This is a genomic window from Azospirillum canadense (genome assembly GCF_025961225.1).
GTDB classification, from domain to species: domain Bacteria; phylum Pseudomonadota; class Alphaproteobacteria; order Azospirillales; family Azospirillaceae; genus Azospirillum; species Azospirillum canadense.
The window spans coordinates 1,040,140-1,054,240 of sequence record NZ_JAOQNG010000007.1; the positions used below are offsets into that span (position 1 = coordinate 1,040,140).

Genomic DNA, 14,101 nt, shown 5'->3' on the forward strand with positions numbered 1-14,101 from the left:
TTATTGCAATGAATGCGTGTCGAACGCGTGATGGCTTGGCTATGAATTTATGACGGTTCAGGCGGGACGGGCCACCATCTCTGATTGTCGACATCCGGCCGGTCCGACCACATTCGCCATCGCCGCCCACCCAACGACGCCAAAGTCGGCGAACTCGGTTGTTCGATTACGAATATTTTCCTATTTTGCAATCCAGCCTGCCAAATCCGGTGCAGAAAGCAAGGCGGGATGCGGTTTGATACGGCGCGAACCCCCAAGGGGAAGGGGCCTGGGGTCCTTGCAGCGCCCGTCCGCGCGGCATGGGATTTGCCTTGAATTGACGCTTGCGCGGTAACGCCTTGCGCCAATGGGCAAAGGCCGGCCGGGCGCAGGATCGTCCAAGCACCAAGAATGGGAGGAACGGACGGTCCATGCGCGTGAACACACCCGTGACCAACACCGAAATCGAGATGCCGGACGGCGCGACCCTGGTGTCGCGAACCGACATGCAGGGCCGCATCACCTTCGTCAACAAGGCCTTCATCGAGATCAGCGGCTTCGGCGAGCAGGAGTTGCTGGGCGCCCCCCACAACATCGTCCGCCACCCGCACATGCCCAAGGAGGCCTTCGCCGACCTATGGGCGACGATCAAGGCGGGTCGGCCGTGGGAAGGTCTGGTCAAGAACCGGACCAAGGGCGGCGACTTCTATTGGGTCCGCGCCAACGTGACCCCGGTGGTGGAGAACGGGCAGGCCGTCGGCTACATCTCGATCCGCTCCAAACCCACGCGCGCGGAGGTCGCCGAGGCCGAGGCGGCCTACGCGGCCATCCGGGACGGCCGCGGCCGGCATCTGGCGCTGCACGACGGGGTGCTGGCGGCAAACAGTGCCACCGCGCGTCTGGCACGATGGGCCCGCAGCATCGCCGGGCGGCTCAGCCTGCTCGTCGGGACGCTGGTCCTGGTCACGCTGCTCGCCGGCGGCTCGGGCCTGCTCGGCATGAACGCATCGAACGGCGCGCTCAAGACGGTCTACGAGGACCGCACGGTGCCGGCCGGCCAGATTGGCGACATTCTCGACCTGATGCGCGACAACGTGCAGCAGGTCACCCTGCTGGTCCTCGACGCCCGCGACGGCAGCGGCGCCGCGGTCGTGGAGGACCGGGCGCGGCGCGTGATGGCGAACAAGCAGCGGATCGACGGGCTCTGGGCCGACTACCTCGCCACCTATCTGACACCCGAGGAAACGCGGCTGGCCGAGGATTTCCGGGCCAAGCGCGCCACCTTCGTGGGAGAAGGGCTGCTGCCGGCCCTGGACATGGCGCGCGGTGGCGATTCCCTGCGTCTGGAAACCCACCTGCGCACCAAGGTCCTGCCGCTGTTCCAGAGCGCGTTCGAGGTCAACCGTGCGCTGCTCGCCCTGCAGATCCGCGTGGCCAAGGAGGAGTATGACGCCGCGGAGGCGGACTGGTCCCGCCACGCCGTCGCCATCCTCCTGATGGTCGTTGCCGGCTCGCTATCCGCCGGCGTCCTGGGCCTGTTCATGCTGCGGGCGATGCGCCGGCCACTGCGCATGATGGAGGAGAGCTTCGCGCGCATTGCGCGCAATGATTTCGTGACGCCGGTGCCGCAGCCGGGCATCGCCGAGTTCGAGCGCGTCGGCTCCGAACTTCGGGCGATGAAGGCCAAGGTCGCCTACGGGCTGCACGAAAAGCAGGAGCTGGAGGAACGCAGCAAGGAACAGACCCGCACGGCACTTCTGGAAACCTGCAAGGCCATCGAGAGCGACCTGGACGCCACCTGGATCGGGGTGGAGCAGGCGGCCAATCGAGCCGGCGATGGCATCGGCACCCTGATGGACGCGCTGACCGTCGTGCGCGACAACACGGTCGTCGTCGCGGCCGCATCGGAACAGGCGAGTTCGAACGCTTCCTCGGTGGCGGCGGCGACCGAGGAACTGAACGCCGCCGGCGCCGAGATCGCCCGACAGGCCGCGCGCTCCAGCGAGGTCGCGCGGCGCGCCGTGTCAAGCGCGCGGGACTCCGCGCAGGCCATCACGCACATGGAGGTGGCGACCCAGGAGATCGACAAGGTCGCCGGCCTCATCAACTCCATCGCCGGGCAAACCAACCTGCTGGCGCTGAACGCCACCATCGAGGCCGCCCGTGCCGGAGAGGCCGGCAAGGGTTTCGCCGTCGTGGCGGGCGAGGTGAAGTCGCTGGCCGGTCAGACCTCGCGCGCGACGGACGACATCGCCCGGCAGATCGCGCAGCTTCGCCAGGCGGTGGAGGGCAGCGTCGCCTCCATCCAAACCGTCATTCGCGTCATCGAGGAGATCGACGAGGCCGCCGCGGCCACCGCCGCCGCGGTGGAGGAACAGTCCGCCGCCAACGCCGAAATCGGGCGCAGCGCCTCCAACTCCGCCGGAGGCGCGTTGCAGGTGTCGTCGAGCGTGCTGCGCATCCGCGATCAGGCCGACGACATCACCGGTGTCGCCACCGACGTCAGCCGCCGCGTGACCGACACCCGCAACGCCGTGTCCGACCGGATTCCGTGCGAAGTGCCGGTGACGCTGACGGCCGGCGGATCCCGGCACGCCACGACCATGCTCGACCTGTCGCTCGACGGCATGCTGGTCGATCCGGACGGGCTTCCCCCGCTGGCCGAACAGGCCAGCGTCACCCTGTCGCTGCGCGACGTCGGCGATCTGCCCTGCACGGTGGCCGGTGTCAGCGACCTCGGCCTGCACCTCGCCATCGACGTGTCCGAGGGAACGGTCACCGACCGGCTGGAGACCTTCTACCGCGCCCTGGTGGACAGCGACGCCCGGTTCATCGAAAAGGCCCAGGCGACCGCCAGGGCGGTGGAGCAGGCGCTGGAGGACAGCCTGACCCGCGGCGACATTGGCGAGGCGGACCTGTTCGCCACGACGCTCACCACGATTCCCGGCACCGAGCCCGAGCAGTTCATGGCGCCCTTCACCGAGCTGAGCGACCGTCTTTTCCGGCCGCTGCAGGAACCGGTGCTTGGCTTCGACCCGCGCGTCCAGTTCTGCGCGACGGTGACCACCACCGGCTATCTGCCCACCCACAACACCCGCTACGCCCAGCCCCAGCGCCCGAACGACCCGGTCTGGAACACGGCCAACTGCCGGAACCGCCGGGTCTTCGCCGACCGCGCCGGCTTGGCGGCGGCCCGCAACACGCGCCCGTTCCTGTTGCAGGCCTACCGCCGCGACATGGGCGGCGGCACCATCGTGCGGCTGAAGGAGGTCGATGCCCCCATCATCGTCCGCGGCCGTCATTGGGGGGCGCTGCGGCTGGCCTACAAGGCGTAGTCCCGCCCGTCGACGAAGCGCGCGCGGATCGCCAGCATGGCGTCCAGATCGTCGAGGAACACCGCAACCAGATGCGGGTCGAACTGCCGCCCCGCTTGCTCGCGCAGATGCGCCACGATGCGGGGCAGCGGCCAGGGCTGCTTGTAGGGCCGGGGGGACAGCAGCGCGTCGAACACATCCGCCACGGCGACGATCCGGCCCGACAGCGGGATGGCGTCGCCGCTCAGGCCGGCCGGATAGCCGCTGCCGTCCCATTTCTCGTGGTGCGATCCGGCAATCTCCGCAGCAAGGTCGAGCATCGGCAGGCCGCTTCCGCTCAGCAGCCGATGGCCGATGGTCGCGTGCTGCCGCATGATCGCCCATTCCCGCTCGTCCAGCCGCCCCGGTTTCAGAAGCACGTGGTCGGGGATGCCGATCTTGCCGATGTCGTGCAGCGGAGCCGCTTCCAGCAGCCGGGCGGCGAACTCCTCGCCACACCCGGCCGACAGCGCCAGCCGGTGCACCAGATGGGCCATGCGGGCGACGTGCTGCCCGGTGTCGTTGTCGCGGAATTCCCCGGCGCTGCACAGACGACGGATGATCTCGCGCTGCGTCGCCTCCAGCTGGAACTGCACCGCCTGAAGCTCCAGGTTTGCAATCCGCAGAGACGCGGCTTCATGCTCCGCCGCCGCCGAAAGCCGCCGGTCGGCCGCCGCGGACACCAATGCCAAGAGGAGAAGGCCGATCGTCACCACCGCCACCACGGCGACCAGCGGGCCGTTCGCCATGCCGCTGAGGGGCGGTGAGAGGGGGTCGAATTCGATGACCAGCGCGGCCATCCCCGTGTAGTGTGTGCCCCCGATGGCGACGGCCATGACCAGCGCCGCCGCGATTCGCTCGCCCGACCCGTGCATCCGCGTCGACAGCCAGAGCGCGACGATCGCCGCGGGCATGGCGACCAGGATGGACAGCAGCCACAAGCCGGGCTGGTAGGCCACGCGGCCGGGCAGCACCATGGCCGCCCTGCCGATGTAGTGCATCGCGGCGACGCCGATGCCGACCACGATTCCCCCCGCGACGATGGCGCCGGCCGAAGAGGCCATGCGGCGGACGAGGTGGAGGCCAAGCGCGACGAACCCGACGGCGATCGCGAGGGAGAGCAGCGTCTTGAACGTCTGGTAGGCGATCGGGGCGTCGATGATCAGCGCGAGCATGCCGATGAAATGCATGGCCCAGACGCCGCCGCCGAGCGCCCCGGCGGCGCACGCCCGCCAAAGGACGGTGTGGGATGTCGACCGGCGCGCGCGGTCGGCCATGTCCAGCGCGGCGTAGGAGCCGAACGCGGCGATCACGAAGGACAGCGCCACCAGCCAAGGATCGTGCGAGAAGGGAAGACCCGATTCGGACGTGAAGCACAGTCCGGCCATTTCGATCCGCATTCTGGACTCTCCTTGCGGTGGCGGAACTACGGCCGGCGGGGCCGGGCGGCGCGTGAGGCGGGCCGCACCGTGTTCGTTGCCGCCATGGTGCATCCCCAGCTCATTTGTCTTTTGCCACCTTTGGCGTACCTCCATTGGGTAGGCAAGATGCAGGCCAAGCCGTAAGCGGGGAATTCCAGCCACGGTCAAGCCGCGGAGATGTCGCAGGCCGCGCCTTTCCCGCAGCTTGCGTTGCAATTTGCCGCCCCGCGCCCAAAACCGGCACCCGGTGCGTCATCGCACCGGATGGCTTCGTCGCCGCTCACAGCAGGCAGGTCGACAGCCACGGGAAGAGGGCGACGACGCCCAGCGCGGCGACCAGCGCGCCGACATAGGGCCAGATCGCCCGCATGACGGCGTCAGGGGCGACCCGCCCGATGGCGCAGGCCGTGTAGTAGCCGATCCCCAGCGGCGGCGCGAACAGCCCGATGCCCATGGCCAGGATGGCGACCATGGCGTAATGCACCTCGTGGATGCCGACCACGCGGGCGATCGGGAACAGCAGGGGCGCGAACAGCACCAGGGCCGGAATGCCCTCCAGCACGCTGCCCAGCACGATGAACAGCAGGATGGACACCAGCAAGAACACCGTGGCGCCGCCACCTCCGAAACCCGTCAGACGCTGGCGTTACGCTTTTCCGGACCGGCTTGCCAGATCCGCGCCGTGTGTCAGGATTTGCGGGTGGAGCGGATAGCCGAGTACAACAAGAGCATTGATTCACCAATCAACACTCCATGAACGCCAATCAACGCCTCACGAATGTGCAAGGATTAAATCGGCATCTGAATCACAACAGAGCATGTACCGCCACCAATAGACTGGACACCGGGGAGTGGTCAGGGGCTGCAACTCCAGGCGGCATCTCCCGACTGGAACCAAGATGCCACCGAGCTCGGCGCCGTCAAGCACAAGCCGCTGGCGCGGCGGCCTTTGGCCGTGCTTGACCGCACCAGCGCCCGGCGGCCAAGCGGGAGCTTGGTCGGGACGACGGGATCGGTCATTTTCGATCGAACAACAGGATCAGTCATGCGGCAGCCTTCGGCTGGTCGAGAAACCGGGCCCGGTAATCGAGAGGGCTGCGGTAGCCGAGCCGCTCCAGAGGCCAGCAGGCGTTGTAGCGCGCGACGAAGTCGGCGACCGCGGCTTTGACCTCGGCCACGGTGCAGAAGATGCGGCCATAGATCGTCTGCTCTTTCAAGGTCCGAAACCAGCGTTCGGCGATGCCGTTGCACTCTGGCTGGTATGGGTAGGCGTAGCTCATCGCCATGCCCCAGTGCTTGACCTGTTGGGTGAAGTGACGGGCGATGTACTGCGGCCCGTTGTCGGCGCGCACGCTGACGCCACGGGCGGCGTCCGCCCCCACCGCACCGAAGCGCGCGGTCACCGCCTGGCTGAGCGGCTCCAGGGCCGAGAAGCGCGAGCCATCGGTCGAGACATAGTGCCCGATCACCTCGGCGTTGAAGTGGTCCAGCGCGGCGAAGATCCAGACCCGCCCGTCCTCGACCGTCTGCACCATCGTGGCGTCGGTCCCCCACAGCACGTTCGGTGCCTCCGTCACGATGGTCCCGTCGTGATCGTTGGCCGGGCGGGGCGGGCGGCGGTGGGGCGAGAGCAACTGGTTCTCGCGCATGAGGCGCAGGACGCGATTGCGCCCGACCGGCAGGCCCAGGCCATAACGCAGACGAGCCCACACCTTGCGGTGCCCCTCGCCCTGGAACGGCGAGGCCGCGAGGTCGGCCTGGATGGCGGCGAGCAGGCTGGTCTCATCGACCGGCGGCACCGGCCCGCGCCGCGCGGGCGGAGCCGTCTCGGCGGGCCGGTTGGCCGCGGCATAGAAGGAGGAGCGCGCCACGGCCCAGACGCGGCAGACCCGCTGCACGCCGTAGGGCCGCTGGGTGGAGGGCGAGATCGCCGCGCTCATCGACGCGACCTCGCCCTTGGAAAAGACCCGCCGCCTTCCAGGCGGGCGATCTTCTCGCGCAGCAACTCGACTTCCATGCTGAGCTCGCCGACCCGCTTGTACGCGGCGTCCAGCCCGGCCTGCACGGGATCGCCCTCTTGGCGCTCCTTCAGGCTGGCGTCCAGCCCCGCCAGGGCGCGTTCGCGCCAGCGCTCCAGCCGGTATGGCTCGACCCCGATCTCGCGGGACACCGCCTCCAGCGACTCCCCGCGCAGCAGGCGCAGGACCACCTCCCGCTTGCGCACGGCACTCCACCGCTGGACCGGCTTGTCGGCCACCGCCGGGGTGGTTCCACAGGACAACTTCTGGTTCGGATTCGACTCGGTCATCGGACTCCCATATGGGCTGTCCGGTGTCCAGCGCCACCGATGGCAGATCAATCACAACAGAGCATGGCCCTGAACGTGTCGTCCGAGGGCCATGCAGCGTTGTAAAACGACGCACTTGTTGATCAATGGACAAGGATGACGACCTGTCCGGTGCAGGTGTTCTTCTGATACAGATAAGGGGTCGTGTAGGTGACCCACCGGCAGGTCTGAAGATTCGAGGTCGCGGTCGTGGAGGTCTGCGGCTTGAAGAGTTGCGCCGAAGCGCCTGCGGTCCCGAGCATCGTGGCCAGAGCGGCGAGGGCGATCAGTCGAACGGTGCGCGTCATGGCTGGGTCCTCACTCTGCGGGTGCCGGACGATCCGGCTGGTTACGATGGACCTGACCATACGCGGGTCTTGGGCACCCCGCTGTGAGCTGCCCCACAAAGTTGATCAGAATGTTTCTGTCATCTGGATCATTGCGCCGCAAAAAAAGATGACCGCCTTGCGGCGTAATCACGTCGATTACCGGCACCAAAGGGCGTAAGAAGCCCGCCCCTGTGTTGGTCGGCACCGGAGGCCGCCTCACCTACATCGTCTTCGATAACTTCCCCAGCCGAATATCGGTATAGAGTTGGGCACGGACCGCAGCGAGGGAGGCTTCCATGGCGGACGCGCCCACCTCATTTCGCGACTTCGAGCGCCAGGGCTGGTCGGCGGCGGAGATCGTCGCCGGATATCACGATTACCTCTCCCCTCTCACTCGGCAGACCATTGGAGCCCTTCTCGATGCCGCCGGAGTGGGGCGCGGCACGCGCGTCGTGGACGTTGCGACCGGGGCAGGCTATGCCGCGGCTGCGGCTGCTGATCGGGATGCGGCAGTTGTTGGCATCGATTTTTCCACGACCCAACTGACCCTGGCCAGGCAGCGGTGCTCGGCCGTCGAGTTTTACGACGCCGAGGCCGATACGCTTCCGTTTCCGGATGGCGGTTTCGACGCTGTGATCAGCAACTTCGGGGTGGCGCATTTCCCGGATCCCGACGCCTTTTTCCGCGAAGCGTTCCGCGTGCTCCGGAGTGGCGGTCGCCTTGCGTTCAGCGTGTGGGCGTCGCCCCAGCAATCCGATGGCTTTGGGATCATCTACGGCGCCGTGCAAGCACACGGCCGCCTGGACGTGCCCCTGCCGCCCGGCCCCAACTTCTTCCTGTTCAGTGATCCGGTCCAGTGCGAGCGCAGCCTCCAGGCAGCGGGTTTTCAATCGGTTTCCGTGACCACGGTTCCGCAGGTCTGGCGGGTGGCATCGCCGGATGTGCCATTCGAGGCCCTCATGAGGGGCTCCGTTCGCGCCGCGGCGCTGCTCCGCGCCCAAACACCGGAAGCGTTGACGGCAATCCGCGAAGCGATCCGGAGGGAAGTGGCGGCCCACGCACGCGATGGGCAGATCGAGCTGCCGATGCCAGCCATTGTAGCAGCGGCCGAAAGGAGTTAACGCGATCCGCCAGTGGGGAACGGGCACCGCAGCCAGTACGTATGCCCCGCTTTGGACTTCTGAAAACGGTGCCTAAGTGGTGCATCCGCTAAATGAGTGTAGCGTTTGGCATGGTGGCGATCCCGAAGCGGCGGGGTGCGCGGTGCCGCCGCCGGCGTCCCCAGATGAACGGATGCTTGTGAGCGTTCCAATACTCGGTGGCGCGGTGGATGGCGTTCTCGATCTCGGCCCAACACTCGAAGCGCCGCCCCTTCAGCGCTAGGGAGCGCAGCACCTTCCACCGGGGTTCGATGAGGTTCAGGGAAGCGGCGTAGGTGGGCTGGAAGACAAACTCCCAACGCGGATGGGCCAGATTGAACAGAAGCACGTCGAGCACTTTGTGGGTGTTGAGGTTGTCCACCACGGCGTAGACGCGCTCGGCGGCCGGCGCGATCCAGCCCTCGACTTGGCTGAGGAAGTCGATCCAGTTCGTCGTGGTCCGGCCCTCGTAGGTCGCGGTGAAGGCGTCTCCCGTGGCCGGCTGGAACGCGCCGAAGACGGAGCCGGCGACATCACGTCGGCCGTAATCGATCTCTTGGGTGGCCCGCTCGGCTTTTGGTCCGGCCGGCTTGACCAACCGCTGGCCGGGATAGCTTTTGCTCGCCTGCGGGCCCATCTCGTCCAGGCAGAGGACTATGCTGCCGGCCGGTGGTGCCGTGTAGAGGGTCTCGATCGCCCCCTTTTTTTGGCGAAATCGGGATCGACGCGTTCGCCGAACCACGTCTCCTCGTGGCGCCACTTGAGTCCTTCATCGAGCAGGATCTCGCTGATCCGGCTGCGGCGCATGCCGATGCCGTGCTCACTCAAGTAGGCGACCAGGCGGTCCAGCGTCCAGCAGGCGAAGGGCAGTTCCAGCTCCGCCGGACGGCTCAGAGCGAGACGGATCACCGTGCTGCGCTCCTGCGCCGAGTAGGTCGGCGGCCGTCCGGAGCGCATGTCCTCCTGCAAGCCCGGCAGCCCGCGCTCGTTGAGTGTCTGTTTGTAGGCGTCAGGCGCTGATGTCCTGGGCGGTCAGCCGCCGCAGACGCCTGGACAGGATGGAGACGAACGCGATCTCGACGAAGGCGATGAGGTGGGCCTTGGTCCGCTCGACAATGGCGTTCAATCGGCGGTAGCGAGAGAGCCAAGACAGTGAGCGCTCAATGGCCTAATCACAAATGACAAGTTCTGCCTGACGCGCACAGGCCGGCTTCAGCTGAGCTTGTCACACGTGCGGGGCGGCGGGTGGGAGGCGGTTGTGTCCTACCTCTGCGGTGAGGTCACTCACCAAGGAGGGAAGGATGCGGCGGCAAAAGCGGTGTCCTTGGCGCGTTCGGCGCACCGGTGTGTCGACGCCAACCAGTCAGCAGCGGTGGGACCGGGCCTATCAACTCCTTCTGCAGTGGGCGATGACCGCACCGGCGCCAACCCCGACGTGGGCGCCCCCAATCCGGCCGGAGGTGTGTCATGCGCGTAGCGATCTATGGTCGCGTCTCGACCAGCCACCAAGTCGACCACCAGACCATTGAGCAGCAACTCGAGCGCCTGAGCGCGCATGTGCACGCGCACGCGGCCGAGGGCTGGGTGCTCGACCCGGGCCATGTCTTCCGCGACGATGGCTACAGCGGCGCCACGTTGGCGCGCCCGGGGCTCGACCGCCTGCGTGACGCCGTGAAGAGCCGCGAGTGTGACCGTGTGCTCGTCACCGCGCCGGACCGCCTGGCGCGCAACTACGTGCACCAGATGGTGTTGCTGGAGGAGTGGGCCCGGTTTGGCTGCATCGCCGAGTTTCTGGACCGTCCCATGAGTGATGACCCTCATGACCATCTGCTGCTGCAGATCCGCGGGGCGGTGGCGGAGTATGAGCGCACGCTGATTGCCGAGCGCATGCGCCGCGGTCGGCTGGCCAAGCTGCGCGCCGGTCTGCTGCTGCCATGGACGTATCCGCCCTACGGCTATCGCCTGCACCCGGATCGGCCGCGCGACCCGCGTGGTGTTACCCTCGAACCGGCCGAGGCCGCCGTCGTGGCCGAGCTGTTTGCCCTGTACCGCGAGCCGGGCACCTCGCTGATGGACCTCGCCCGCCATCTCGATGCGCGCGGCGTCCCCACCCCCTCGGGCAAACCGTGCTGGTCCTGCCCGACGATCCGGGGGATTTTGTGCAACCCGACCTACATCGGGCAGGTTTATGCGCAACGCACGCGCTGCCGCCCACCCACGCACCGGCGCTCGGCGACGCACCCCATCGGCCGGTCACACGACACGGCGGTGCCGCAACCCGCCGACACCTGGATCCCGGTCGGACCGGTCCCCGCCGTGGTCAGCCAAGCGCACTTCGACGAGGTCCAGGCGAAGCTGGCCACCAACCGCTCCTTCGCGCGGCGGAACAACACCGCCCACCCGTACCTCTTGCGCGTGCTGGTGAGCTGCGGGCGCTGCGGCATGGCCTGCACGGCGCGGGTGGCCAATGGGCGGACCTCCTACTATTTGTGCACCGGGAAGGGGCGGAGAACCAGCGCGTCCCGCGCGGCATGCTGCCCCGCTCGCTATATCCCGGCTGACCAGCTCGACGAGGTGGTCTGGAATGATCTCTGCGCCTTGCTGAGGGAACCGGAACCGCTCGCCGCCGCGGTGGCACGCGCCCATGGCGGGGCGTGGCTGCCGCAGGAATTGCTCGCGCGTCGCGAGACGCTGCGCCGCGCCCAGGCCCACCTCGGCCAGCAGCTCGAACGGCTCACCGACGCCTATCTACGGGCGGTCATTCCGCTCGATGAGTATGAGCGACGGCGGCGCGACCTGGAGCAGCGGATGCAGGCCCTGGCTGGCCAGGAGGAGCTGCTGCGCAATGATGCCGCGCGCCAGCAGCATCTGGCTGGCGTGGCAGCGTCACTGGAGGCGTTCCGCACGCGTGTCCAGCACGGGCTTGCCGCCGCGACCTTCGAGCAGCGTCGGCAACTCGTATTGCTGCTCATCGACCGTGTCGTCGTGACCGATGCCGATGTTGAGATCCGCTACGTGCTGCCCACCAGCACGGAAAGCGAGCACGTCCGGTTTTGTCAATTGCGTAAAGACTACTTCCACGACCCAAGCGATTTCGGTGGGGAGGAACACCCCATCGCGGCCGCGGGCGATCGGCTGGACGATGATGCCCAGCGCCTCCCCGGCTTTGGCCAGGCGCTTGCCGCGATAGCCGAGATCGCCGACGGCCGGCCCTTGGAAGCCGCGGCCAGCGAGTTGGCGTAGGACCGGCACGATCCCTTTGGTGTCGTGCACGTTCGCCGATGACGCGTCGATCGCCAGTGGAAAGCCATACTTCTCTACGCCGAGATGGAGTTTGATGCCGCGGATCTTCTTGCCGCCATCGACGCCGCGCGTGAAGCAACTCGGGGCCGAAGGGCAGGTCCGGCTGTCGATCACCACCGTGCTCGGTTCCGCGGTATCGCCGCAGGCCAGCCGCCACGTCCGGCGCAACCGGTCGAGCAAACGGCGCCACAGCCCCAACCGGGTCCAGCGGGCGAACAGCGTGTACAGCGTGCCAAAGGGAATGCCGGAGAGCTGGCCGATGGCGCGCCATTGCATGCCACAAAAACACACGCACCGGATCGCCATGACCGCTTTGCGCAAGGCTGCTCCAGCGAGCGGTGCCTTGGGTCCGGGACGAGGCGGACGGGTGCCGTCGGCTGCCATCGTTGCCAGCTCGGTCAGCACCTCGTCGACGAAGGCATCGACGTCCGAGAAGGCGTCCCAAGACGCCGGAGTGGTGCTTGCGGGACGAACGGCAGTGCCCATAGAATGCTGGCCTGATGGCTGTTGGCGATAGCCACAGCCCTACCAGACCGCGCCCTCAGCGCAACACTCCTCTTCAGCTTAAAGTAGCATGTCGGTCAGCACCGGCTGGGGCGCACCCGCTGCAAACAAGTTCTCAGCGGCGTCAACCCGCAGACCTGGTTCGCCGAGGTCCTGACCAAACTCGCCGGCGGACATCCGATCACCAGGCTCGATGAACTGCTGCCCTGGAGCTATGCTCGGCAGGCCGAAACCGCCGTGGCCTGAAAACACCGCTTACGTTTTGTCTCCATTCACGATCCGATTGCAAACCTGTTCTATCTCCGTCGTGATCACCGCCCCGCCACAGAGTATCGCAGCGCCCGCACCCAGGGGTTCCAGATCGTGCCCCGAGGCGTGGTGTCTGAGGGGGCCTCTGTGCTCTTCGGCGGGTTGAGGCCGCCGGTCTACTCCGCTGCGATGGACAGCGGATCAGGGGTGTGAGGGTGGCACAGCTCGGCCAGGCTTTCCATGGTCATGTAGCGCCGGGCCACCGCCCATTCATCATGCTGCTCCAGCAGCAAGGCGCCGACGAGGCGCACAACCGCCCCTTCGCCAGGGAAGATGCCGACGACGTTGGTGCGCCGCTTGATCTCGCCATTCAGCCGCTCCAGAGGATTCGTGCTGTGCAATTTGGTGCGCAGGTCCTTGGGGTACTTCATGTAGGCCAGCACGTCGAACTCCGCCTCGTCCATCAGCGCCGCCAGCTTGGAAAAGCGCGGCCGCAGGCTGTCGGCCACCCGGCGCCACTGCTCATGCGCCGCCTCAGCGGTCTCCTGGGCAAAGGCGGTGCGAATGGTGGCCGCGACCATCGTCTGGTGCGCCTTGCCGACGCAGGCGAGGAGATTCCTCATGCAATGAACACGACAGCGTTGAAGTGTGGCGCCCAGCACCTTGGAAGCGGCGGCCTTCAGCCCGAGATGCGCATCGGCGATCACCAGCTTTACGCCGCGTAGGCCCCGGCGGGTGAGGGTGCGCAGGAAATCGGTCCAGAAGGTCTCGGCTTCCGACAGCCCGAGGCCGAGCCCCAGCACCTCGCGCCGGCCATCGCTGTTGACGCCGATGGCCAGTATGGCGGCGAGCGAGACGATGCGGCCGTCCTGGCGCACTTTCACGTAGGTCGCATCCAGCCACACAAAGGGCCAGTCGCCTTCCAGCGGCCGGTTCAGGAACGCCTGCACGCGCTCGTCGATGTCCTGGCACAGGCGGCTGACCTGGCTCTTGGAGATGCCGGTCATGCCCATCGCCTTGACCAGATCATCGACGTTGCGCGTCGAGATGCCCTGCACGTAGGCCTCCTGAATCACCGCGATTAGCGCCTTCTCCGCGGTGCGGCGCGGCTCCAGGAAGGCCGGGAAGTAGGAGCCGCGCCGCAGCTTGGGGATGCGCAGGTCGATGGCCCCGGCGCGCGTCTCCCAGGTCCGCTCCCGGTAGCCGTTGCGCTTGGTCTGGCGGTCCTCGCTGCGTTCGCCATACCCGGCGCCGCACAGGCTCTCCACCTCCAGCTCCATCAGGCGCTGGGCGGCGAAGCCGACCATCTCGCGCAGAAAGTCGGCATCGGCGCTCTTCCCAATCAGCTCCTGAAGAGCGATCCTGTCCTCGGTCATCGTGGTCTCCGTCTTGGTTGATGGTCGTTAAGCAACCTCAACTTAGCCGAAGAACACGGTGACCGCCGCTCCCGAACGGCCGGCCCGCCTGCGCCAGCTATGGGGGAGCGCTCCGGCGGGCC

At 67.3% G+C, this 14,101-nt stretch carries 11 protein-coding genes and 2 pseudogenes; 4 read left to right on the top strand and 9 right to left on the bottom strand.

What is annotated here, in order from left to right; genetic code table 11:
- Positions 1-410: 410 nt before the first annotated feature.
- A complete protein-coding gene (locus tag M2351_RS32405; RefSeq protein WP_264660113.1) occupies positions 411-3,314 on the top strand; it encodes a methyl-accepting chemotaxis protein in 2,904 nt (967 codons plus the stop codon).
- On the opposite strand, the gene M2351_RS32410 is transcribed toward M2351_RS32405, so the two are convergent.
- The 5 genes from M2351_RS32410 to M2351_RS32430 all read right to left on the bottom strand — a co-directional run bounded on the left by M2351_RS32410 (position 3,302) and on the right by M2351_RS32430 (position 7,387).
- Positions 3,302-4,732 (bottom strand): MHYT domain-containing protein, encoded by a 1,431-nt coding sequence (locus M2351_RS32410; protein WP_264660114.1) that lies wholly within the window; start codon positions 4,730-4,732, stop codon positions 3,302-3,304. The genes M2351_RS32405 and M2351_RS32410 overlap by 13 nt on opposite strands.
- A gap of 301 nt (positions 4,733-5,033) precedes the next feature.
- Positions 5,034-5,360: a TRAP transporter large permease subunit gene (locus M2351_RS32415; RefSeq protein WP_319801952.1), complete on the bottom strand. Its 327-nt coding sequence runs from the start codon at positions 5,358-5,360 to the stop codon at positions 5,034-5,036.
- A 436-nt stretch (positions 5,361-5,796) separates the two neighbouring features.
- Positions 5,797-6,693 carry an IS3 family transposase gene (locus tag M2351_RS32420; RefSeq protein ID WP_264660115.1) on the bottom strand — a complete coding sequence of 299 codons (897 nt, stop codon included), beginning with the start codon at positions 6,691-6,693 and terminating at the stop codon, positions 5,797-5,799.
- Positions 6,690-7,061, bottom strand: a complete 372-nt coding sequence (locus tag M2351_RS32425; RefSeq protein WP_264660116.1) for a transposase — start codon at positions 7,059-7,061, stop codon at positions 6,690-6,692. Before M2351_RS32425 ends, M2351_RS32420 begins: the two co-directional genes overlap by 4 nt.
- A 122-nt stretch (positions 7,062-7,183) precedes the next feature.
- Entirely contained in the window at positions 7,184-7,387 is a 204-nt protein-coding gene (locus M2351_RS32430; protein WP_264660117.1) for a hypothetical protein, read from the bottom strand.
- A gap of 317 nt (positions 7,388-7,704) precedes the next feature.
- Between M2351_RS32430 and M2351_RS32435 the strand changes: the two genes are divergently transcribed.
- Positions 7,705-8,529: a class I SAM-dependent methyltransferase gene (locus tag M2351_RS32435; RefSeq protein ID WP_264660118.1), complete on the top strand. Its 825-nt coding sequence runs from the start codon at positions 7,705-7,707 to the stop codon at positions 8,527-8,529.
- Positions 8,530-8,617: 88 nt separating this feature from the next.
- Here M2351_RS32435 and M2351_RS32440 read toward each other — a convergent pair whose 3' ends face one another.
- Both M2351_RS32440 and M2351_RS32445 read right to left on the bottom strand, forming a co-directional pair.
- The gene (locus M2351_RS32440; RefSeq protein ID WP_319801953.1) at positions 8,618-9,307 is read right to left on the bottom strand and encodes a transposase; all 690 of its coding nucleotides are present in this window, start codon (positions 9,305-9,307) and stop codon (positions 8,618-8,620) included.
- A pseudogene (locus M2351_RS32445) lies at positions 9,202-9,531 on the bottom strand (helix-turn-helix domain-containing protein); the annotation flags it as partial. The pseudogene M2351_RS32445 and the gene M2351_RS32440, both read right to left, overlap by 106 nt.
- Before the next feature lie 483 nt (positions 9,532-10,014).
- Here M2351_RS32445 and M2351_RS32450 point away from each other — a divergent pair.
- Positions 10,015-11,790, top strand: a complete 1,776-nt coding sequence (locus M2351_RS32450) for a recombinase family protein (protein WP_264660120.1) — start codon at positions 10,015-10,017, stop codon at positions 11,788-11,790.
- Here the strand turns inward: M2351_RS32450 and M2351_RS45345 are convergent.
- Positions 11,752-12,336: pseudogene (locus tag M2351_RS45345) on the bottom strand (transposase); the annotation flags it as partial. The gene M2351_RS32450 and the pseudogene M2351_RS45345 overlap by 39 nt on opposite strands.
- Before the next feature lie 105 nt (positions 12,337-12,441).
- Between M2351_RS45345 and M2351_RS45350 the strand changes: the two are divergent.
- Positions 12,442-12,600 (top strand): transposase domain-containing protein, encoded by a 159-nt coding sequence (locus M2351_RS45350; protein ID WP_406567475.1) that lies wholly within the window; start codon positions 12,442-12,444, stop codon positions 12,598-12,600.
- Positions 12,601-12,779: 179 nt separating this feature from the next.
- Here M2351_RS45350 and M2351_RS32455 read toward each other — a convergent pair whose 3' ends face one another.
- Positions 12,780-13,979 (bottom strand): IS256 family transposase, encoded by a 1,200-nt coding sequence (locus M2351_RS32455; protein WP_264654291.1) that lies wholly within the window; start codon positions 13,977-13,979, stop codon positions 12,780-12,782.
- Positions 13,980-14,101 lie beyond the last annotated feature (122 nt).